The organism is Alkalinema pantanalense CENA528 (assembly GCF_050753345.1).
Taxonomy (GTDB): domain Bacteria; phylum Cyanobacteriota; class Cyanobacteriia; order Leptolyngbyales; family Leptolyngbyaceae; genus Alkalinema; species Alkalinema pantanalense.
This window is the reverse complement of the sequence record NZ_JBLZFX010000001.1, coordinates 27,840-50,257: the sequence shown is the minus strand read 5'-3', so window position 1 is coordinate 50,257 and position 22,418 is coordinate 27,840. Positions and strand designations below refer to the sequence as shown.

The window sequence follows — 22,418 nt, the reverse complement described above, 5'->3', positions numbered from 1 at the left end:
CATGACGGATAAACCGATCTCCGTCGGAGACTCCGGGAACGTTGCTTGGGCATTGTACTCCACTTTAACCAGAAGGAACGATGGGTTCGATGCGCCCGAGAGGAAATGCAACCCCTTTCGTAGACCCCTTTCGTAGACCCCTTGCATTCGGTGAATCCTAGAAAAATGGCTAGGAAAAACAACCTATGTGCTCAATCGCATAGTGCTCATAACCGATAGTGCTTATAACCGACATGCAATAATCGAGTAATCTCCTATGGACTTCATTCCTAGGTCACTCGTTTGCGCATAACTTACGCACAATCCATTTCCAGCATGGGAGCAGCGGCCAGTAGGGTTTGGGTGTAGGAATGCTGAGGATTATCGAATACAGCGGCGGTTTGGTCAAGTTCTACAATTTTTCCTTGGTACATGACTGCAATGCGATCGCAGAAGAAGCGTGCTACCCAGAGATCATGGGTAATGAATAGATAAGTCAACTCAAACTCGTCCTTGAGTTCCTGCATGAGTTCCAGTACCTGAGTGCGCACGGTGGCATCCAGCATACTGACGGGTTCATCACAAATCACCAGTTTAGGCCGGGTAATTAATGCCCGCGCGATCGCGACCCGTTGCTGTTGACCTCCAGATAGTTCGCTCGGATAGCGATCATAAAATTCCTGGGGATGCAGGCCCACCCTCTGGAGCAGTGCTTCCACTTGAGGTTTGGCTTCCTGAGGCGTCGCCATCCGATGAATCAGCAAGGGATCGGCAATGCTCTCCCCGATCGTCATGCGGGGATTTAAACAAGCGTGGGGGTCTTGGAAAATCATTTGGATGTCTCGCCGTTGCCGCAGCATTTCCTGCCGCTTCAGTCGGGCTAAATCCTGCCCTAAAAACTCCACCTGGCCCGCCGTGGGCTTGAGCAACTGTAAAATGGTGCGAGACAGCGTGGACTTGCCGCAACCTGATTCGCCCACGAGCCCCAGGGTTTCCCCCGGAAAGATATCTAAATCAATGCCGTCCACTGCGCGAATCGTGCGATCGTCCGCTTTCGAAAAAAACTTAGCTAGCAAATTTGCTTCTAGAGTGTAGTACTGCTTTAACCTCCGCAGACGTAATAATGGTTCAGGGGCGGGCCGAGAGTCTACAGCAGAAGCAACGCCCGCCTGCAAAGAAAGTGCTGATTGCAGAAGGGTTTGGGTGTAGTCATGTTGCGGCTGTTGCAAAACCTGAGTCGTAGTTCCCAGTTCCACCAACTGGCCGTTGTACATGACCGCAATGCGATCGCAATATTCACCCACCAGTGCTAAATCGTGGGAAATCAGAATTAACGCCATATTGCGCTCTTCGCAGAGGCGCTTTAATTCCTGCAAAATTTGGGCGGCGACCGTCACATCTAAACTGGTTGTCGGTTCATCGGCAATGATCAGTTTGGGATTCAGTAAGAGAGCGAGGGCGATCGCTACCCGTTGCCGCATGCCACCGCTGAATTCATGGGGATATTGGGCCCACCGTTCTGCTGGAATGTTGACCGCCTGTAGGACTTCCAAGGCGCGGGATTTTGCCTCTTTGGTAGAAATTCCTGGCCGATGGGCTTGCAGGGTTTCTAAGCAATGTTCCCCGATCGTCAATAAGGGATTGAGCCGCGTCATGGGATCCTGGAAAATCAGTGCAATTTCCTCACCACGCAACTGCCGCAATTCCCGATCGGACAATTGGTAGAGATCCCGTTCTGCTAATTGAATTTGACCTTCCACGATCGAGCCCTCTGGCAACAAACGCACAATCGCCCGCCCGATCGTTGATTTACCGCAGCCTGACTCGCCCACCAGGCCCAACCGTTCGCCCGGTTGCAGCACTAGTGAAACGTCATCTACAACCCATGGGGTTTGGGGCCTGTAGGCAATCTTAAGGTGATCGATCGTGAGCAGTGCTTCAGCCATAGGAATGGGCGCGATCGGTGAAAACGATATTGCAGCAATCTTACCCTGAGATTTGAAGGTGCTTTAGGATTGCTGGAGGGAATTCCCAGGATTTTCTTCTAGCTCACCCAAAATTCCATTGCAATAACGAATCAGGGTTTCTACCCGATCGAGTACCTGTTGCACTCGCCGAGCCTGCGTCTGAGGCTGCCGTGCTGCGGCCAGAAATGTGCAATCTAGCCCTACGAGACGCAGTTGTTTACTGATTTCAGCTTGATAGGATTGCACCTTTGTTTGGTGGGTGTAATCAATTTCATCTAAGGGAAGTATTAAAACTTGTTCCCGAAACATTCCCTGAAGGTTGGCCAATCCTGAGGAAATTACCCCGAAAGGGCTTGAGTTGGTAGGGCTTGAGTTAGCAGGGCTCGGAGCATCGGAGCGATCGCTACTCTCGAGATCGATCGGCGCAGCAAAATTTTCTCGATCGAGAGGATAAAAAGTCTCTGAAGCCTGACTTCTCTGGGCGATTTCCCGCACCTGCTGCAACAGTTGAATCAATTGATCCCGAAAGTTTTCATAAATCCTACGTTGCGCTGGGGGAATCATCTTTCATCCTGTCCCTATGAGGAGGCGATTTGATGGTGTTGAGTGGGATGGGGATCGTACCGAGAGGCTATCTAAGACCGAGCCTTGAACCGAGGCTTGATCTCAGCAATTCTCATTATGGAACGAGTCTACTGAGTTTCAGCGATTTGATAGTTTGCAAATAATTGTAAAAGCCTCTTTGTACAAGGCTTCTAAAGGCCCCCTTTTTCAAAATGAGAATTGTTGGCTTTATCTAAAACATGAAGAAGTGTATCAACATTCTTGATAGAATGGGGGGATATCTTCTAAAAGTGCTTAGCAACAGCGAAAGTTGTTAGAACTTTCCAAACAGTGGATTTTTTAACAGTAGGGCTTTTGCTTTTTGAAAGAAAAATTTACAAGAGTGCCGATCGGCATCCATTGATACCGTTAAGTATCCTAGGGAGCAACGATTGGTAAAGATAAATTACTGGGATCTAGGGGCACATGTTGCTGCTGGATAACTTTTCACTCTTTTTGCCGAAATTTTGTTGATATTTTCTAGGCCTATCCTAGGATTATTCGATACTTTCAAGAATTTCCAGGGGTTTCCAAGAATTTCAACAAGAACTTCAACTATTTAGTTCGCATGTTTAGCAGTTCTCATGGGTCGTTCGCCAATTTCGCAAATGCAAAGATAGTTTACCAACGACCCATACTGCTTGTTTGATCACAATTCCAGATCACTCTTTCTTCAAATCCAAATCTAGTGCATTCGGGCGGCAAGCATGAATCTCCCCATCCGATCCCTTCCTACCGATCTCAACCTTCCCCCTTGGTTGCGGGCCTGCCTATTGGATGGTGCAGCCACTCCCAATGACCCTGATCCCTGGAAAGCGAATGACTTGATCTGTCGAGCTTTTGACTTTGCTTACCAGCTCCATGAAGGGCAACGGCGCGTCTCTGGGGAACCGTATATTGCCCACCCGGTGGCAGTTGCTGGGATTTTGCGCGATTTGGGGGGCAGTAGCAGCATGATTGCCGCTGGTTTTCTCCACGACATTGTTGAAGATACCGACGTGTCCTGTGAGGAAATTGAAGAACGATTTGGCCCAGAAGTCCGGGTTTTGGTGGAAGGTGTCACTAAGCTCTCGAAGTTTAACTTTTCCAGCAAAAAAGAGCGACAAGCCGAGAATTTCCGGCGCATGTTCCTGGCAATGGCCAAGGATATCCGGGTGATTGTGGTCAAATTGGCCGATCGGCTGCATAACATGCAAACCCTGGAGCATCTGGCTGACGAGAAACGACGGCGGATTTCCCAGGAAACCCGTGATATTTTTGCCCCCTTGGCTAACCGTCTGGGGATTGGCAACATCAAGTGGGAACTGGAAGATCTCTCGTTCAAATATCTGGAATCGGAAGCCTACCGCGAAATTAGCCAACGGGTGTCTGAACGACGTACAGTGCGCGAAGAGCAGCTTTCCCAAGTTAAGGAAATGCTGAAACCGCGTTTAGAAGAGCTAGGAATTCACTGGCTGGATATCAGCGGTCGGCCTAAGCATCTCTACGGCATTTACCAGAAAATGCAGAAGCAGCAGAAAGAGTATGAGCAGATCTATGACATCGCGGCCATTCGCATCATTGTCGAAAACAAGGATGAATGTTACCGAGCCTTGGCTGTGGTTCACGATATGTTCCGCCCGATTCCTGGTCGCTTTAAAGACTACATTGGCCTACCTAAACCAAACCGCTATCAATCGCTCCATACCGGCGTGATTGGCCTCGGTGGCCGACCGTTGGAGGTGCAAATTCGCACCATGGAAATGCACCATGTGGCGGAATACGGGATTGCGGCCCATTGGAAATATAAGGAATCTGGTGGATCAACGGCCACCCAGATGAATACGACCGATGAGAAGTTTACTTGGCTGCGGCAACTTCTTGACTGGCAAAGCGATCTGAAGGACGCGCAGGAGTATTTGGATACGATCAAAGATAACCTCTTTGATAGCGAAATTTATGTATTTACGCCCCAAGGGGAAGTCATTCCCCTGAGCCCTAAGGCGACCCCAGTTGATTTTGCCTACCGAATTCACAGCGAAGTTGGAAACCATTGTGCAGGGGCGCGGGTCAATGGTCGTATGGTGACATTGGACACTAGCCTGGAAAACGGCGACATTGTTGAAATTCTGACGCAAAAAAATTCCCGTCCTAGCTTGGACTGGTTGAATTTTGTGGTGACGCCCAGTGCCCGCAACCGAATTCGGCAATGGTATAAGCGATCGCACCGAGATGAAAACATTGCTCGGGGACGGGATATGTTGGAAAAGTCCTTGGGCAAGAATGGCTTTGAAGCCTTGCTGAAGTCGCCACCCATGCAAACCGCAGCGGAACGGTGCAATTACCAGACGGTGGATGACCTCTTAGCTGCGGTGGGCTATGGGGAAGTAACGCTCAATCATGCCTTAAATCGGATTCGGGATGCCGTCAAAGCCCAGTCTCCCGCTGCCCCATCAGAAAATACGACTGCTACGGTTAGCTTTAGTCCAAAAAATCCTCCTGCACCCACTCCAACGCACTCCAAATCGCCGATCGCGGGGGTTGAAGGGTTGCTTTACCACATTGCGAAGTGCTGTCACCCCGTCCCAGGTGAGTCGATCATTGGTGTCGTGACGCGGGGCCATGGCATTTCGATTCATCGCCAAGGTTGTCCCAACTTAGAACGGGTGGAGGGAGAACGGCTTATCCCCGTCAGTTGGAATCCGACGAACGATCGCGGACGGCAGCAGACCTATCCTGTAGAAATTCAAATTGAAGTGATCGATCGGGTGGGGGTTCTGAAGGATCTGCTATCCCGCTTAACGGATAACAATATCAATGTGCGGAATGCGCAAGTCAAAACCTATCCCGATCAAACCGCCACGATCGATCTGGGCATTGATATTTGTGACCATCGGCAACTGGAACATACCTTCACCCAAATTCGTAAGATGACAGATGTTTTGAATTTACGCCGAGTCACACAGGTTGATGAGTCACTACTCGCTTGACAATTTTTGATGATTTTGTTCTATCTCAAGAATTGCAAAATTATCCGGGATTTTCAGTAGAGGATTGTATAAATTGAACAAGGGCAGTCACCGCTTTCTACCTCTGATGTGTAAATTGCAATGCATCACGGGGTCTTGGATAGTGAGCCATCAAACTGGAATTCCCTTGCTGGAATTGAGGCGTTTTTTACCCTAGACGATCGACTCAGCTTTTTCCTCTTTCGCGGAACTTTAATCCCTGGTCATCGTCCTCCTTCCTGCATAAAGTCGTTCAGCAGAGTCGTATATATACGGCAGCAGGAGTACCTAATCCCCCAAAGGTTTGTCCTTTAAATCGACCCTATCCTATGACACTTCTTGAAGTGTCTGCCATAAAAATCGCCAAATTGGTGTTTAGATTCTATGAAGGAAGGGGAATTCCACGGAGTTCCTTTGTGGTTTAGGTAGTATAAAAATACGCAGTACCCAGGCCATATGACTTCCTAGATTTGGTTAATTTTCTTTAGATTTAGAAAGAAATCTCCAAATTTCTGGGATGTGATGTGTCTAACCAATTGGGGCTGATGACTCAGCTTAAGATGCTCAAGACCCAGGGATTGACCTTAGGAGAACCATGAGTGAAGGTTATAGCAGCAGGGGCACAGTGGACGTGAATCATTGGGTAAACCATAACTTTCGATCGATCGGCACCGAAGAGCAACAGTTATACGATCACTTACTGCAAATTGTTCAATTAGAAACCCCTCAAGAGTTGATCGATCGGATGCGGCTGCTATTCATTGAAGGGACCAATTATCCCGATCACAACGTTCTTAAAAATTTAGATCGACTCATCCTCTCCAATATTGAGATAGAAGAATTTCAGTTTATTCTGAATCGCTGCATCCATATTTTGACCAATCGCTGGCAAGGGCGGCCTCAGACCCAAGCAGCCATCCCTGACTTGATCCACCTATTGGAAAGTTCCCCCTCGCGACCCACGAACGAGTTTAGCCGTGCTAAGGCGATTAAACGGCTACGGGAATTCATGCGATATTTTCTGGAAACGGAACAGTTTCTCACCCTGCGTCGGTTAGCGCATGTTCTTGAGAGCAATAACGATCCGTCTCAAACCCGCTTGCCCCTGGGCAAATTGATTCGCCGTTATCCCTATCTCTATTCCCACTGCTTGGTCAGTGAATCGAGTTCTGTTGAAGATCAGCAGTCGATTCGGGACTTGCAAGATACGATGCAGCATCAGTATGAGCTGGATCTGTCGCAATTTGTCACTTACCAAATTCGTCGCTCGCATCTGTTTAACCAAACGGGATCAGATACGGTGGGGCGCACTCTCTATCCTGTCAAGAATCCCACATTGCTGACTGAACCAGAAGTTTGTTCCGCATTGCGGCAATTTGCTGGCAAAGTGCAAGGCAATTGTACCCATCGCGATCTGGCCCAACGGTTTCTGACCCATACCCATGAGGCTCAATCGTTCAAATCCTTTAAAGATGATCTTTACGAATATCTCTTGCCTTCTGTGGATCCAGATTATGGTCGTCGGCAGTTCAACAATCAACTCTATGACTGCCTGAATAGGGTGTTGCCGGAAAATCATGCTCAACCCTTTAATGAGTTCTTATTGCTACGCACCTGTAGTCAATTGCTCAACTTCCTAATCGTTGAAAGTCCGCAGCAGCCTAAACATTTTGTATTTGTCGATTTGTTATCCAATATTGGCCCCGTTTTCACCACGAGTCTGTTGTTGAAGATTGTGTTGATTTGTCGGAAAGTGAAGCCCTACCTAGAAAAGCGGTTTTCGATTCTCTTTAATCATTACGAAGCCTATGCCCAGGAATCTGTGCAGTGGCTGGTTTCGTCCCTGGAACACCTTAATATTGCCCTCAGCACCAACTTTGGCAAGATGAATGTAGCCTTAGTTCATCAACTGGCTTAACTGACACTGGTTTAGATTCAGACCATTCGTGATGTTCGATCGTAACTTCTCGCCTTTACGAATTCCCCTCCCTATTGGTATCCTTTACCGCAGCTCAGCCCCCTTCAAAGTTGCGAGACCAGAAAGTTGTGAGCCCAGAAAGTTGCGAATCAGAGCGGACGCTTAGGATAGGTAAATTCAGTGAGTTTTCCCATGGGCTGCAATCCGAAAAATCGAATGGTACGATCGCAGCCATGACAAGGCAATGCTCTTGAATGACCTGTTCAATTACAGGCATCGATGAGTGAAGCGCTTCCTTCCTGTTCTGGTTGTGCCACAGTAGCCCCTAGGTGTGATGACCTCTTTTCTCCCCCCCAACGAAGAAAATTCTCGTCCGATTTTTCCTGCTGAATTTGATCCCGAAATTGAAGCGACTCTCCTCAGTTTCGATGAAATCCAAGCTGAACTGAATTACCGCAATGCTCAAACAGCTTTGCAGGAGATGGTCGATCGCCTCGATTTACAGCCCCAGGAGCGCCAGGGGTTAGAACAGGAGTTAGCTGGTCTTTCCAGTATGGTGGACAAGCTGGAGCGATCGGTGGTGCATATTGCCGCCTTTGGCATGGTGGGGCGGGGCAAATCTTCCCTTCTCAATGCTTTGATCGGACAACCTGTGTTTCAAGCGGGGGCCATCCATGGAGTCACGCAAACGACGAATCAAGCTACTTGGGTAATCAATCAGGAGCGTCTCCCCTCAACGAGCCAATCTGTTCGCAAAGCCACCAGTCAAGTCGGGGCCCAGATTGAATTAATGGATACTCCCGGGATTGATGAAGTGGGTGGTGAAGATCGGGAACTGCTGGCAAAAACCGTGGCTCAACAGGCGGATCTGTTGCTGTTTGTTGTGTCTGGGGATATGACCCAAGTGGAATTTCAGGCCCTGGCGCAACTGCGGGAGGTGGGCAAGCCGATGATTTTGGTCTTCAACAAGATTGATCAATATCCTGAGGTCGATCGCCAGAGTATCTACGCCAAGATTCGGGATGAACGGGTGAAAAGGTTGCTGTCCCCCGATGAGATTGTCATGGCTTCTGCTGCGCCTCTGATGCCCATCGGTACCCGGCAGGCCGATGGGCGGATTGTGGTGCGGATGGTGGCTGGGGAACCGCAGGTACAAGATCTCAAACTGAAAATTTTGGAAGTGCTCGATCGCGAAGGCAAAGCCCTCCTCGCATTGAACTCGATGTTATTTGCCGATGGGATTAACGAACAGATTGTCGAGCGTAAGCTCCAGATTCGGGAAGCGAGTGGCGATCGCGTAATCTGGAATAGTGTGATGGCAAAGGCGATTGCTGTTGCAGTCAATCCCGTGACGGTAATAGATATTCTTAGCAGCGCTGCAATTGATGTCGCGCTGATTCTCAGCCTGTCTAAGCTCTATGGCATTCCCATGACCGAAAAAGGGGCGATCGGGCTGCTGAAAAATATTGGTCTCGCCATGGGGGGGATTACGGCCAGTGAGCTATTTGCTGACTTGGGATTGAGTTCTCTCAAGGGGCTACTGGGACTAGCAGTTCCGGCCACGGGGGGATTGTCTGCCTTGCCCTACCTATCGGTGGCAATTGCTCAAGCAGGGGTCGCTGGAGTGGCCACCTACAGCATTGGCCACATTGCCCGCGCCTACCTGGCGAATGGTGCAACTTGGGGACCCGATGGCCCAAAAGCTGTGGTAGATCAAATTTTATCGTCCTTGGATGAGCGATCGATTCTCAGTCGCATTCGGGAAGAACTGCGTGCCAAACTCGGAAGGCAGCAGTAGTCAGAGACGGTTGCTGAAAACGGCACCTCTCCGCTCCCCTCCGTACTCGTAACAAAAACGAGTGAACTAGAATCAGTCCACTCGTTTCTGCGGTTTAGAATGCTCCTAGTGGGAGATGCTTCGGATAGCCGACGCTATCTGGTTACCCTTACATCCGCTGACCAGTTCATCCGGTTGCCATGCACCTTAGCGTTTTGCAACAGCTTTAGCAGAAGCTGCTTCATCAGGGTGAATGCCTAATCGGGTCAAGTTAATGCGACCTCGGTTGTCAATCTCCCGAATCTTAACAATCACTTCATCACCCACGGAGACTTCATCTTCCACGGTCTTGACGCGGTGATCGGCGAGTTGGGAAATGTGAATCATGCCTTCCTTACCCGGCAGAAATTCTACAAAAGCCCCGATCGGAATCGTGCGTGTCACACGTCCTGCATAGACATCGCCCTCTTTGACCCGTTTGGTCATCCCTTCGATAATGGCCTTAGCGCGGTTGGCCTTAGCCCCATCCAGACCCGAAATCGTGACGGTGCCATCGTCAGCGATGTCAATCTTCGTGCCCGTTTCTTCGGTGATGCCCTTAATATTTTTACCCCCTGGCCCAATCACCATGCCAATTTGCTCAGGGTCAATCTTGATAGTCATCAAGCGGGGAGCATAGGGCGAGAGTTCTGCTCGGGGTTGGTCGATCGCTTCCAGCATCTTATTCAAAATATGCAGGCGAGCGGGGAGAGCCTGCATGACCGCCTTGCGAATCACGTCCATGGGCAGCCCGGTGATTTTCATATCGAGCTGGAGCGCTGTAATCCCGGCATCGGTGCCTGCGACTTTAAAATCCATATCGCCTAGGAAGTCTTCAATTCCCTGAATATCCGTCAAAATCCGGATTTCATCGCCTTCCTTGATCAGCCCCATCGCTGCACCACTGACGGGTTTGGTAATGGGAACCCCGGCATCCATCAGCGACAATGTAGAACCGGAAACGGATCCCATTGAAGTTGAGCCGTTGGAAGACAGCACCTCTGAGACCACCCGGATTACATAGGGGAAGTCCGATTTTTTGGGCAAGACTGGCAACAGCGCCCGTTCTGCCAAGGCCCCATGGCCGATTTCCCGGCGTCCCGGAGATCGCATTGGTTTGGTCTCGCCAACGGAGTAGGGTGGCATGTTGTAGTGGTGGATATAGCGTTTTTCGCTATCCGGATGGAGGTCATCCAATTCCTGAGCATCCCCTGGAGACCCCAGGGTGGCTACGGACATCACTTGCGTTAAACCGCGATTGAACAAACCGGACCCATGCACCCGCTTTGGCAAAATACCCACGCGGCAAGAGATGGGGCGCACTTCATCTAACTTGCGACCATCCACCCGTACCCCATCTTCCACCACCTGCTTGCGCATCAGCTTTTTAGTGATGGACTTAAAGGTTTCCGGCAATGCCTTGGCATTTACCGTTGCGGCCACTTTGACGGGATCCTCGTCCGACAGCAATTCAATTTCTGCTTTAATGGCGTCTTTGACCTCATCCAGAGCCGCATCCCGAATGTTTTTATCTTTTTCAAAACGGCCTAGGATTTCCTTGACTGGAGCGGTGGCTCGATCGGCAATGAAATTCTCTAGGGGTTTTTCGACTTCTGGAGGCTCTTCCTTAACCAGTTCGATGCCCAATTGTTTGCAGATTTCCAACTGCGTGCCGATTAATTCCCGAACTGCTTCATAACCAAAGTCGATCGCTTCAATCATGTCCGCTTCGGGTAATTGGTTCGCCCCAGCTTCCACCATGATGACCCCATCAGGGGAACCTGCAACGACTAGGTCTAAATCCCCCTGTTCAATTTCTTCATAGGTAGGATTTAGGATAAAGTCATCGCCAACCAAGCCGACGCGCACGGCTGCCATCGGGCCATTGAAGGGAATTCCGGCCAGTAATGTTGCCATTGAAGCGCCAGTGACAGCCAAAACATCCGGCGGCACTTTTTCATCCAGCGAAACCGTGGTAGCCACAATTTGAATATCATCCCGCAGCCAACCTGGAAAGAGGGGACGCATGGGGCGATCGATTAACCGTCCAATTAAAATAGCCTTTTCCGGTGGCCGACCTTCCCGGCGCAGGAATCCCCCTGGGAAACGGCCTGCAGCGTACATCCGCTCTTCGTAATCTACCGTCAGGGGAAGAAAATCAATGCCTTCTCTGGCTGTGGAGCGTGTCACCGCCACCAACACGGCGGTGTCCCCTGATTCAATTAATACAGAACCGCCAGCCTGGGGAGCCAGCAGTCCCATCTTCAGTCGAATCTCTCGTCCATCGAAAGATATCGACTTGGTCACTTCTTCCATGTATTCCTTTGTCCTTTGCTTTTTCTCTTTTATCTATTCTGACGCAATCCTAACACTGATTTAGCGAGTCAAGAGGTTCCTTCGTTTGCCCCATGGATCAGGGCATTAAAGTCATGGGTGATGTTTACCGATTATCCTTTTGAATGGCTCAGAACAGTGACTGCGTGGTTATTGCTTTTCTTTAGCCGCTCACCTTAAGGGCATTCTAAACGATTCTTTCCCAGTGGATCACGATAGCCGATCGTTAATTTAAGCGACATTTCCAACGATCGCTGCAACGATCGTTGGCAGCAGCAAAATCCCATGAAAAAGGGTGGGAATTTCCCACCCTTTTTCGATGCTGAGCTGAATTCCGATGCTGAACTAGTTTTCTATCTAGTAGGCATCCTGTAATTCGTAGAAATCGGGCGAGACATAGTCCTTCCGTAGGGGCCAACCCAGCCAATCTTCCGGCATCAGGATACGTTTTAATTGCGGATGCCCTTCGTAGATAATGCCGTACATGTCATAGGACTCGCGCTCTTGCCAGTCGGCTCCCTTCCAGATCCAATACACCGAGGGAACGGTAGGATTGTCCCGAGGAACTGCAACCTTTAAGCGCACTTCCTCTGCCCGTGTGGCATTATCTGTCACCTTGATTAGGTGATAGAAGCTGACCAAAGCGGCCCCAGGCCCTTCGTCATAGGCACCTTGGCATTGTAAACAATTAAACCCGTAAGCATAGAGCGCACTGGCAAAGGGAATCAGAAAATCTGCATCCACCTTGATCATCTCGACCCCGGAGGCATCTACACCCAAGAACTCATGGTCAAAGCCTTGGGCCGTTAGCCACGTGGAAACGGTTCCCGCTTCCACGATTGCTCCAGCTTCAGCTGCTGCTTTCTTTTCATCTGCCATACTATGCTTTCTCCTTAGCCGCTTCCAACTCGCCCGCGACGGGAATGCCAAAGGCTTCCATCAGTTCCTTCGGTGGAGCTTGGCGGGTTGCCGCCATCAGATACTTGCCATCGACGATCGGGTCAACGGGTTTCAAGTTATGGGTGGTGCTGTAGTAGCGGTGGGTTTGCCGCAGCATGCCCCGCTCTTGGATCGATTCGTTGGCAACCTTTTTCCGCAGTTTGACGATCGCATCAATGATGGCCTCTGGTCGCGGTGGGCAACCAGGCAGATAGACATCCACGGGAATTAGCTTGTCTACCCCACGGACAGCGGTGGGCGAATCCACACTGAACATCCCCCCCGTAATCGTGCAAGCACCCATGGCAATGACGTACTTCGGATCGGGCATCTGTTCGTACAGCCGCACCAAGGCCGGAGCCATCTTCATCGTCACGGTACCTGCCGTAATGATGAGATCCGCTTGTCGAGGGGTCGATCGGGGCACCAAGCCAAAGCGATCGAAGTCAAACCTTGAACCAATTAACGCTGCAAATTCAATAAAGCAACAGGCGGTTCCATAGAGCAACGGCCACAGACTGGATAATCGCGCCCAGTTGTAGAGATCGTCCACGGTTGTCAGAATTACATTCTCTGACAGTTCCTCCGTCACTGTTGGACGCTCAACGGGGTTCATGATCAGGTTTTGATCACCTGTTTTTAGATCGGGATTCATGACCATTCCAACGCTCCTTTCCGCCAAGCGTATACCAGACCGACTACCAGAATTGCGATGAAAATCAGTGCCTCCACGAAGGCAAGTAAGCCTAACTTATGGAACGCCACTGCCCAGGGATACAGGAAAACTGTTTCCACATCAAAAATGACGAACACCAAGGCAAACATGTAATAGCGAATGTTGAATTGGATCCAAGCGCCGCCAACAGGTTCCATCCCCGATTCATAGGTTGTGCGACGTTCAGGGCCACGTCGACTTGGGCGGACTAGCTTTGCAGCCAGCAACGCCAGAACGGGTACCAGGCTGCAAACCAGCAAGAACCCTAGGAGATACTCATAACCGCTTAGTACGAACACGATTCCGCCTCTCTATTGACCGTGCTGCCTCTTCGTGGAGTAAGCAAAATAACTTAGTTAACTTTCATTATAGTCAGCCCAGGTCTTTGCATTTTGCCGATTTCACCGTTCAGCCTAACAAAGTTCCAATCAGAAGAATTCACTCTACCCTATCAACCAGGGGACGATGTCCCAGCTTAGCTCTATGGATACGCCATGGGCAGGTTGGGATCAATCGGTTGCAGGAACTGGCTGCCCAAGATGCCTTGTGCTGTATAGGAAGCAAGGCGGAGGTCAGTAGTCATGCAATCAGCCATGTAATAATAAGTTCTGTAACAAAGGTTTCAGATTTGCTCGACTATTCGCCTAGCCCTATTCAGCCATGAGTACCGAAACACCGGACAATCCAAATGCGCAATCTGCGGAGACTCCTTCAGAGGAACAAGTCATCCAACTCGTCAGCCCAGAAGCAACAGAGTCAACGGCTATGCCTGAAGACTTTGATTGTTATGAATGTGCTGCCTGTGGCTATGTCTATGAACCGCTCAAAGGCGATAACCGTAGTGAAATTCCGCCGGAAACAGAGTTCAAGGATCTGCCAGCTAAGTGGCGCTGTCCCGTTTGTGGTGCACCCAAAAGTCGGTTCCAAAACATTGGTCGAGCGGGCAAAGCCTCGGGGTTTAAGGAAAATCTTCGCTACGGGCTGGGGGTCAATACCCTGACACCGGGTCAGAAAAACCTGCTGATTTTTGGCAGTTTGTTACTATTTTTTATCTTCTTTCTGAGCCTATACGGGCTGCAATAGTTTGACGTTTAGACAAGAGGCTACGAGTCATGCATTGGATTTTGAATGGCTGGAAACGCCTGCAAGGGTGGAAACGCCTGGTTGGGGTGTGCGCGATCGTCTTTCTGAGCACCATTTCCCTAATGGCACCGGCTAACGCAGCCCGTCTTCAGGATCTTCCCGATGAGCGCTGGGAAGTGGTGGCTTTGCCGACCCAAGAAAGTCCGTTGGATTTAGCGTTTACCGGTGATCCAAACCATGGCTGGATGGTAGGAACGAATTCGATGTTGCTGGAGACCTTGGATGGGGGGCAAACCTGGAAGGAGCGCCCCCTAGATTTGGGAACCCAGAAATATCGTTTCAGTGCGGTAAGTTTTGCGGGCGATGAAGGCTGGATTGCGGGACAGCCCGCTATTCTGTTGCATACTCCCGATGGAGGCCAGTCCTGGGAACGCATGCCCCTGAGCGAAAAGTTGCCCGGTTCGCCGGAATTCCTGGAAGCCTTGGGCAAGGGTGACTTGGAAATGGTGACCGATGTAGGCGCAATTTATCACACCACTGATGGCGCAGTGAACTGGAAAGCTATGGTGGATGATGCTTTTGGGGTCGTGCGGAGTTTGCATCGATCGGCGGATGGCCAATATGTCGCCGTGTCCTCGCGGGGAAATTTCTTCTCCATCTGGAAACCGGGCTCGCGACTCTGGGAGCCATTCAACCGCAATAGTTCCCGCCGTCTGCAAAACATGGGCTTTACCCCCGACGATCGCCTCTGGATTATTGCTCGGGGTGGCAGCATCCAATTCACCAATTCCCCTGACCCCGAAGATTGGCAAAAGGCTCAGGCTCCAGAATCCTTCAACAGTTGGGGCTTTTTGGATATGGCCTATCGCACCAATGATGAGGTGTGGATTGTTGGGGGCAGTGGTTCCCTCCTAGCCAGCTTTGACAACGGTCAGACTTGGTATCACGACGCCAACATGGATCAAGAGGTGCCTGCTAATCTCTACAAGATTGAGTTTTTGAACGAGAACAAGGGCTACATTCTGGGACAACGGGGCACATTGCTACGCTATCGGGGGGCTGCTGCCTAAGGGTGTGGACACAATTTGACCTAGGCAAATCTTCGATGAACTGACAGCTGAACTGAAAGCAAGAGGAATTGAAAGCTCAGCCATTGCAGGTTTAGTCGTTGCAGGTTTAGTCGTTGCAGGTGCAGTCGTTGTAGGTGCAGGATGATTCTGAGAAACATGACCGATCGCTTGGATGAGACAGCTTTATAGAACTTAATATTTCCTGCCATCCTTGCATCGTCTCATTTCATCCTATGTCCCTCATTCCAGATCCCCACTTCCGTTGTAAATCCCTGTTAGTCTCCCTTGTGGCGGTTTCAGTCGTGTCCTATGATGATTTGTATCGAAAATTAACTTGTTGTTTGTGGAGGGGCTTCGATGGCTGGTACTACTGGTGAGCGCCCATTTGGCGACATCGTGACAAGTATTCGTTACTGGGTGATTCACAGCATTACCATTCCAATGCTGTTCATTGCAGGTTGGTTGTTTGTGGCAACGGGCTTGGCTTACGACGTGTTTGGTACGCCCCGTCCCAATGAATATTTCCCCGCAGCACGTCAAGAATTGCCCATCCTGAGCGATCGTCAAGATGCGCGTCAGCAGATGGATCAATACGTGAAAGACATCCAAAAGTCGAAGAAGTAGTCGTCCACTTTTTTACCCAAGGTTAGAGTTGCTATGGCTAATCAACCCACTGTTTATCCGATTTTTACGTTCCGTTGGCTGGCCATTCACGGTCTGGCTGTGCCCTCTGTCTTTTTCTTGGGCGCGATCGCTGCAATGCAGTTCATTCAACGCTAGATAATTAAAGCGAGGATAGTGATATGGCAATGGAGAGAAGTCCTAACCCCAACAAGCAGCCGGTGGAACTAAACCGGACGTCCCTCTACCTAGGTTTGCTTCTAATTTTTACGCTGGGTATTTTGTTCTCCAGCTACTTCTTCAACTAGTTGAGTCTCAGCTAGTTTGGGGTTGGTTCGTTTTTTTACAATTTCGACTTTACGAAGCTTGCTGGTTAGGAGAAAAAATCAATGTTGCAGAATGGTCGCATCCCTCTGTGGATCGTTGCTACGGTTGCCGGAACCGGTGTTTTAGTCGTTGTAGGTCTGTTTTTCTACGGTGCCTATGCAGGGATAGGGTCTTCAATGTAGTTTTCTGCTGCATTCAAGAACTGTATCGATGCAAAAACCGCCTAAATTTAGGCGGTTTTTGACTTTGAAGGCTGTTTTGGAGCTTTGAAGCGGCAGCAGTGGCTGAAATCTTGAGCCAGGGACGGCAATGAGAAAGGGGCGATCGAAAAATTCGATCGCCCCTAGGCTATCAGTACTAATTTTCAGTACTTTGTCTAAGTACCTTGTCTACTAAGCGTCTTTTTCGATGTACAGGAACAGCAGACCCATGCCAACGAGGGGCAGAAGCCAGCACACTGCGGGGATGAGAAACCAGGTTAAGTAGGATGCTGCGTACATAAACGTTTTCCTATCGATCGAATGATTCCACCTGTGAATCTACTGCGAAATGATGAAGCCTGGTTTGCAGTTCTTAGAATTCTTAACAATTGCAAGATGGGACTGGGCGTTAACGCATTACTAAATCCCGCATCCCGGCGGCTTCTAGGACGGCCTGTCTGGCCCAGCGATCGGCCTCTAGGATGTCCTCTAAGGCGGGTTGCTGGGTGTTTTGAGCCTGGTAGCGATCGCAGGTCTGCTCAATCAGTTTAGGAATGTCTAGGAATTTAATTTTTTCGTCTAAAAAGAGGGCGACGGCCTGTTCGTTAGCGGCGTTGAGCACCGCAGGCATACAGCCCCCAGCACGACCCGCTGCGTAGGCCAGGTTCATGCAGGGGTATTTCGCGTGATCCGGTTCCCGGAAGGTGAGGCTGCCCACTTTCACGAGATCCAGGGTTTCCCAGTCGGTGTAGATACGATCGGGATAGGACAGGGCATAGAGCAGCGGTAGGCGCATATCCGCCCAGCCCAGTTGGGCCAGCACTGACGTATCCTGGAGCTCGATCATCGAATGGATAATGCTTTGCGGATGGATCACGATGTCGATCGCGTCGTAGTCCATGCCAAACAGGAAGTGGGCTTCAATGACTTCTAAGCCTTTATTCATCAACGTGGCGGAGTCGATCGTGATTTTGCGACCCATGGCCCAGTTGGGGTGTTTGAGGGCATCGGCCACCGTCACATGGGCCAGATCCTCGACGGGACGATCGCGGAAGGCTCCACCGGATGCAGTTAAAATTACTCGCCGCAGACCCTTATCCGGCACTCCCTGGAGACATTGGAAGATGGCTGAGTGCTCGGAATCCGCCGGGAGTAGTTTAACCCCATGTTTTTGAATGAGCGGCAGAACCACGGGGCCACCTGCAATTAGGGTCTCTTTGTTGGCGAGGGCGATGTCTTTTTTGGCTTCGATCGCCGCGATCGTAGGCAACAGTCCTGCACAGCCAACGATTCCGGTGACGACCACTTCCGCATCCCCGTAGCGGGCCACTTCCACCACGCCTGCTTCACCAGCAAGAATGATGGGTTGGGGGGTGAGATCCGCGATCGCCGCTTTCAACTCCTCCAGTTTGCTTTCATCTTGCAGTGCAATGATTTCCGGTTGGAACTGCCGCACCTGCTGGGCAAATAGCTCCACATTGCGGCCTGCCGCCATCCCCACAATGCGAAATTGCTCAGGGTACTGTGCCACAATATCCAGGGTTTGCGTTCCGATCGAACCCGTTGAACCGAGAAGAGTTAGTGCTTTCACGATCGCCACACCTAAACGTCTCCCTTATCTTACGGGAAAGGGTCGAACTTCCTAATCCGTGGCACGGGGGAACTCAGGCACTTTCCGAAAATTGGGGATGCCAGCCCGTAGAGCAAGGAAGGACATGGGTGGCAATGCAAGATAGTCATTTAATACAAGACAGTAATTATCTGTAAATTTTGTCTACCACTTCTCAGCCCAGCCCCTACACTGAAATTGACTTCGATGAGGCGATCGCCATGACGAATCCACAAGGCTCTAATCCAGCCACAGCCCCCAAAGGAAATGCAGCCATGCCCGAGGACAGTCGGGGGTTAATTCTGCAACGGGGCGGCGAAGAAATTGCCCTGGAAAAATCGGAAGATCGATTTACGGTTAAAGCCACTTCTAAGGAAGAAGTTCCGGGATTGGCGGCTCAGGTTTCTGCACAAGTGAATCGGAATTCTCCGCCCAAAATGTCCGAATTCGTGGTTCCTGCTAATCAGCGGGATCAAGCCATGGAAAACATTCGAAATTCTGATGCAGTGAAGTATGCCAGTCACGTTTACTATTTTAAAGATGACCCCGCTTCACGGGTTTATTTAACCAATCAATTAACGGTACAATTTGCCCCCCATTTGGGTGAGCATAGTGTAGCTCAAATTGCCAATGAATTTGGCTTAAAACGAATTAAGCCGATCGAAGGAATTGCAAATGCCTTTGTGTTTGAAGTCACTGAAGGATCATCAGAAAATCCAGTTAAGCTAGCCAATCGCTTGATGCAGCGATCGGATGTGCTAACGGCTGAGCCAAATATTATTGTCGAAAGCCAGCAACACTACCGTCCCCGTGACCCACAATATGCAAAACAATGGCATTTGAACCATAATGGGGGAAACCAGCTAGCATCGGGTTCCCATGTCTTTGCGGAACAAGCCTGGGATGTCACTCGGGGCAATCGATCGATTGTTGTAGCCGTGATGGATGACGCGATCGATGTGAATCATCCCGACTTCCAGGGCTTAGGAAAAATTGTGGCTCCCCGCGATTTTCGTGGCAAGGATTTCATGCCCCTTCCCGATGAACCCGGAGAAGATCACGGAACCTCCTGTGCTGGGGTGGCTGTGGCGGAGGAGAATGGCATTGGGGCAGTAGGAGCTGCTCCGGGCTGTTCTCTCATGCCCCTTCGAACCACTGGATTTTTGGATGATGAATCGATCGAAGAGTTATTTCTTTGGGCGATTAACAAAGGCGCTTCCGTTATTTCCTGTAGTTGGGGGCCGAGTGCGGTTTACTATCCCCTGTCCCTGCGACAAAAAGCAGTGTTGACTCGGGCGGCAACCCAAGGGCGACGGGGTAAAGGCTGTGTAATTATCTTTGCGGCGGGCAATGCCAACCGACCCACCGATGGCGTCGTCAATGAAAGCGGCTGGCCCCGCGATGCAATTAAAGGCCCGACCCGCTGGTTAGGCGGCTTTACCGTACATCCCGATGTGATTACCGTGGCGGCCTCCACCAGTATGGGCAAAAAAGCGGCCTATAGTAACTGGGGCCCGCAGGTTTCCGTTTGCGCACCGAGTAATAACGCGCCCCCTGGTGTGGGATTACCGGATTTGGGCTATGTGGCCACGCCGCCAGAGGTGAATATTTATCTACCCGGTTTGGGGATTGTCACGACCGATCGCGTGGGGGCAGCGGGTTATGATCCGTCTAGTTACACTCCAGATTTTGGTGGAACCTCTAGTGCTTGTCCGTTGGTGGCAGGGGTGGCGGCTCTGGTGCTGTCGGCGAATCCGGATTTGACTGCGAGAGAAGTTCGACAAATCCTAGAACAAACGGCAGATAAAATTGTTGATCCAGAGCCTGATCCACAGTTAGGATTTCGCAAAGGTACCTATGAAGCCAGTGGCCGATCGGATTGGTTTGGTTACGGCAAAGTCAATGCTGCAAAAGCAGTACAAATGGCGGTGAAGAAACGGGCGGTAGCGTTGACTGCACCCCGATCGGTACAGGCCCAAAACAATACTGCACAAAGCATTCCCGATGGTGATCCGCAGGGATTATTAAGCGCAGTGCAAATCAATGATGCGGGCGCTGTCCAGGATATTAGTGTCACGATCGACATTGATCACGGTTATTTAGGGGATCTAGAAATCCGTCTCGTGGCTCCTAGCGGTCAATCCGTCCTACTCCAAGGCAGAACATTGGGTATTAAAACCAAGTTGCAAACGCTCTATAACTTGCAAAATACTCCCGCACTGCGTTTGCTCTTGGGCGAAGCAAGTCAAGGCCGTTGGCAAGTTCAAGTGATTGATTCTGTTCCTACAGATTCTGGCAGGCTGAACTGGTGGCTACTTAAGCTTGGGATTTAACGCTGCCAGTGGAGCGTGACTGTCTTCAGGGTCTAGTCTGGAGAGTCTAGAAAGTTGTAAATAGCCCAATCTCCGATCGCGCGATAGCCAATTTTGGCGTAGATGTGATTTGAGGTTGGGTTTTTTAAATCAGTAAAAATAAAACAGGAGTGACAACCCTGGTTGAGTTGCATTTGGCTAACCGCATAAACACAGGCAGTTGCATACCCTTTACGGCGATGTTGTAGGGGCGTAAATACTGGGCCAACTCTAGCAAACTGTGGACTAAAGCGCTGGCTACACACAAAGGAAACAGGTTCTGCCTCGGCTCTAGAATCTTCAACAGTATCCAGCCAAAGATAGGCTCGCTGTTGTTGGAGGAATAGATCGATTGAGGCTTCTACATCACTGAAAGCATTCGAACCCGATCGCTCGGGAAAAACCTCTTGATTGAACATTCGATAGGCTTCGATCAACCAAGCTCGATCGGCTGCAGTGGCTAATCGCAGAAATCCTGGAGTGGGCGAGATCGGTTGACAGGCGGTTAGTTGGTGCAGCCGCATCCCCATTTCCAGCGCGTGGGGCTGCCCCGTGGTAGTCGTCCACAGGTGGGCAAACTGCTGGGCTTCCGTCACCATTGCGGACACACCGGACACCGATCGACCTTGGGTTTGTAACGCTTGAATGACAAGCTGTAGGCCCACCTGATCCCATCCAAAGGACAGTAACAACGGATAGGGCTGCATTTGCAGCGCCACTCCAACAATTTCGCCTGCATGGTCTAAATAGGCAACGAAGCATTGCTGCAAACGAGTTTTTTCCATTGCTGTCAGCGTTTGCCAGACGCCTAATGGCAGGTTGTTTTCCGCAGGATATTGCAATAAAAACTCAGTAATCGCTGCGGAAATGGGGGCTAGATCGGTGATGGGATGCAATTGCATTAGGAATCCTCTAGGGGACAGATGTATTGGGCTGGTACATGGTCGGTCAGCCAGACGCCATTCTCCGATCGATAAAACGTAAATCCCGCTTGATGCATGGCGGCAGCATCCACCACCAACACCACGGGCTTACCATGGCGCATTCCCACTTTTTTTGCGGGGGTGATCTCATAGGACAGATGCACATGATGCCGTGTCATTTTCAGCAAACCGGATTGCAAAATGGCTTCCACCGATCGTGCGCCCGTTCCATGGTACAGAATGTCCGGCGGTACCTGGGGTTCTAGGCGTAAATCGATCTCAACGGTATGGCCTTGGTTCGCGCGGATTTTATCCCCCGCAGGATTAAACGAAAATCGCTGTTTGTCATTGGTCGTTACGATCTCTTCTAAATCCGTAGGACTGATCACCACCCCATGCTTGGCACAGGCTTGCAATAATTCCGTGACTTTGACCCAGCCGCCAGGTTCCAATTGCAACCCGATCTCGTCCGGTTTGTGGCGTAGGTGACAACTGAGGTATTTACTAACTTTGGTACGGCGATCGCGATTCATGGCTTCCTCCCAAATTCAAAAAAAAGTGATTAGCATAGAGGTAATTCGTATCTGGGTCTACTGCACCCGGTTCTTGCACCCGTTACTCTTTACTGTGAGGTCACATCTATGGCCGTCAAAAAGCAATTTCGCAATTTAGAAGAACTCCTCTCAGACTCAGATATTCCCGTATTAGTAGACTTTTATGCGGAATGGTGTGGGCCTTGTCAGTTGATGGCGCAGGTCTTGGAACAGGTGAACGCCCAGACTGCCGATCGGCTCAAAGTGGTGAAAATCAACACTGAAACCTATCCTCAACTAGCGTCCCAGCATCGTGTCACAGCTCTGCCAACTGTCGTTCTCTTCAAACAAGGGCAACCCGTCCATCGCATTGAAGGGCTTGTGCAAGCTAAACAACTTCTGGCCCAGATCCAACCGTTTCTCTAATCAACTGAGTCCCATAA

The 22,418-nt window shown here is 50.3% G+C and carries 21 protein-coding genes; 11 read left to right on the top strand and 10 right to left on the bottom strand.

Going from position 1 to position 22,418, the window contains the following annotated elements:
• Positions 1-293: 293 nt before the first annotated feature.
• Together ACN4EG_RS00240 and patD are read right to left on the bottom strand one after the other, a co-directional pair.
• Positions 294-1,925, bottom strand: a complete 1,632-nt coding sequence (locus ACN4EG_RS00240; RefSeq protein ID WP_431627073.1) for a dipeptide ABC transporter ATP-binding protein — start codon at positions 1,923-1,925, stop codon at positions 294-296.
• Between the two features lie 63 nt (positions 1,926-1,988).
• On the bottom strand, positions 1,989-2,510 hold the full coding sequence (gene patD, locus ACN4EG_RS00235) for a heterocyst frequency control protein PatD (protein ID WP_431627072.1): 522 nt from the start codon (positions 2,508-2,510) through the stop codon (positions 1,989-1,991).
• A gap of 746 nt (positions 2,511-3,256) precedes the next feature.
• On the opposite strand from patD, the gene ACN4EG_RS00230 reads away from it, so the two are divergent.
• From ACN4EG_RS00230 to ACN4EG_RS00220, 3 genes are all read left to right on the top strand, one after another.
• Positions 3,257-5,518, top strand: coding sequence for a RelA/SpoT family protein (locus ACN4EG_RS00230; RefSeq protein ID WP_431627071.1), 2,262 nt, complete (start codon positions 3,257-3,259; stop codon positions 5,516-5,518).
• 613 nt (positions 5,519-6,131) lie between these two features.
• Positions 6,132-7,454, top strand: coding sequence for a hypothetical protein (locus tag ACN4EG_RS00225; protein ID WP_431627070.1), 1,323 nt, complete (start codon positions 6,132-6,134; stop codon positions 7,452-7,454).
• 334 nt (positions 7,455-7,788) lie between these two features.
• Positions 7,789-9,252: a GTP-binding protein gene (locus ACN4EG_RS00220; protein WP_431627069.1), complete on the top strand. Its 1,464-nt coding sequence runs from the start codon at positions 7,789-7,791 to the stop codon at positions 9,250-9,252.
• Positions 9,253-9,438: 186 nt separating this feature from the next.
• Here the strand turns inward: ACN4EG_RS00220 and ACN4EG_RS00215 are convergent, their stop codons facing one another.
• The 4 genes from ACN4EG_RS00215 to ndhC all read right to left on the bottom strand — a co-directional run bounded on the left by ACN4EG_RS00215 (position 9,439) and on the right by ndhC (position 13,557).
• Positions 9,439-11,586: a polyribonucleotide nucleotidyltransferase gene (locus ACN4EG_RS00215; protein WP_431627068.1), complete on the bottom strand. Its 2,148-nt coding sequence runs from the start codon at positions 11,584-11,586 to the stop codon at positions 9,439-9,441.
• Positions 11,587-11,961: 375 nt separating this feature from the next.
• Positions 11,962-12,483 (bottom strand): NAD(P)H-quinone oxidoreductase subunit J, encoded by a 522-nt coding sequence (locus tag ACN4EG_RS00210; protein WP_431627067.1) that lies wholly within the window; start codon positions 12,481-12,483, stop codon positions 11,962-11,964.
• A 1-nt stretch (position 12,484) separates the two neighbouring features.
• Positions 12,485-13,198: an NADH dehydrogenase subunit K gene (locus ACN4EG_RS00205; RefSeq protein WP_431627180.1), complete on the bottom strand. Its 714-nt coding sequence runs from the start codon at positions 13,196-13,198 to the stop codon at positions 12,485-12,487.
• Positions 13,195-13,557 (bottom strand): photosynthetic/respiratory NAD(P)H-quinone oxidoreductase subunit C, encoded by a 363-nt coding sequence (gene ndhC / locus ACN4EG_RS00200; protein ID WP_190574647.1) that lies wholly within the window; start codon positions 13,555-13,557, stop codon positions 13,195-13,197. The genes ACN4EG_RS00205 and ndhC overlap by 4 nt, the downstream gene beginning before the upstream one ends.
• A gap of 361 nt (positions 13,558-13,918) precedes the next feature.
• On the opposite strand from ndhC, the gene ACN4EG_RS00195 reads away from it, so the two are divergent.
• The 6 genes from ACN4EG_RS00195 to ACN4EG_RS00170 all read left to right on the top strand — a co-directional run bounded on the left by ACN4EG_RS00195 (position 13,919) and on the right by ACN4EG_RS00170 (position 16,541).
• Positions 13,919-14,341 (top strand): rubredoxin, encoded by a 423-nt coding sequence (locus tag ACN4EG_RS00195; protein WP_431627066.1) that lies wholly within the window; start codon positions 13,919-13,921, stop codon positions 14,339-14,341.
• Positions 14,342-14,370: 29 nt separating this feature from the next.
• Entirely contained in the window at positions 14,371-15,411 is a 1,041-nt protein-coding gene (locus tag ACN4EG_RS00190; protein WP_431627065.1) for a photosynthesis system II assembly factor Ycf48, read from the top strand.
• 357 nt (positions 15,412-15,768) lie between these two features.
• The gene (psbE, locus tag ACN4EG_RS00185; RefSeq protein WP_431627064.1) at positions 15,769-16,035 is read left to right on the top strand and encodes a cytochrome b559 subunit alpha; all 267 of its coding nucleotides are present in this window, start codon (positions 15,769-15,771) and stop codon (positions 16,033-16,035) included.
• Between the two features lie 33 nt (positions 16,036-16,068).
• Complete coding sequence (psbF, locus tag ACN4EG_RS00180; protein WP_190574651.1) at positions 16,069-16,191, top strand: cytochrome b559 subunit beta; 123 nt, start codon at positions 16,069-16,071, stop codon at positions 16,189-16,191.
• A gap of 23 nt (positions 16,192-16,214) precedes the next feature.
• Entirely contained in the window at positions 16,215-16,340 is a 126-nt protein-coding gene (locus ACN4EG_RS00175; RefSeq protein WP_431627063.1) for a photosystem II reaction center protein L, read from the top strand.
• An 81-nt stretch (positions 16,341-16,421) separates the two neighbouring features.
• A complete protein-coding gene (locus ACN4EG_RS00170; RefSeq protein ID WP_431627062.1) occupies positions 16,422-16,541 on the top strand; it encodes a photosystem II reaction center protein J in 120 nt (39 codons plus the stop codon).
• 210 nt (positions 16,542-16,751) lie between these two features.
• Here ACN4EG_RS00170 and ACN4EG_RS00165 read toward each other — a convergent pair whose 3' ends face one another.
• Both ACN4EG_RS00165 and dxr read right to left on the bottom strand, forming a co-directional pair.
• Positions 16,752-16,859 carry a photosystem I reaction center subunit VIII gene (locus ACN4EG_RS00165; protein WP_431627061.1) on the bottom strand — a complete coding sequence of 36 codons (108 nt, stop codon included), beginning with the start codon at positions 16,857-16,859 and terminating at the stop codon, positions 16,752-16,754.
• 109 nt (positions 16,860-16,968) lie between these two features.
• Positions 16,969-18,150, bottom strand: a complete 1,182-nt coding sequence (gene dxr / locus ACN4EG_RS00160; protein ID WP_431627060.1) for a 1-deoxy-D-xylulose-5-phosphate reductoisomerase — start codon at positions 18,148-18,150, stop codon at positions 16,969-16,971.
• 179 nt (positions 18,151-18,329) lie between these two features.
• Between dxr and ACN4EG_RS00155 the strand changes: the two genes are divergently transcribed.
• Complete coding sequence (locus ACN4EG_RS00155) at positions 18,330-20,501, top strand: S8 family serine peptidase (protein WP_431627059.1); 2,172 nt, start codon at positions 18,330-18,332, stop codon at positions 20,499-20,501.
• 32 nt (positions 20,502-20,533) lie between these two features.
• Here the strand turns inward: ACN4EG_RS00155 and ACN4EG_RS00150 are convergent, their stop codons facing one another.
• Positions 20,534-21,421, bottom strand: coding sequence for a GNAT family N-acetyltransferase (locus ACN4EG_RS00150; protein WP_431627058.1), 888 nt, complete (start codon positions 21,419-21,421; stop codon positions 20,534-20,536).
• A complete protein-coding gene (locus ACN4EG_RS00145; RefSeq protein ID WP_431627057.1) occupies positions 21,421-21,975 on the bottom strand; it encodes an RNA 2'-phosphotransferase in 555 nt (184 codons plus the stop codon). The genes ACN4EG_RS00150 and ACN4EG_RS00145 overlap by 1 nt, the downstream gene beginning before the upstream one ends.
• Before the next feature lie 108 nt (positions 21,976-22,083).
• Between ACN4EG_RS00145 and trxA the strand changes: the two genes are divergently transcribed.
• A complete protein-coding gene (gene trxA, locus ACN4EG_RS00140; RefSeq protein WP_431627056.1) occupies positions 22,084-22,401 on the top strand; it encodes a thioredoxin in 318 nt (105 codons plus the stop codon).
• The last annotated feature ends 17 nt before the right edge of the window (positions 22,402-22,418 follow it).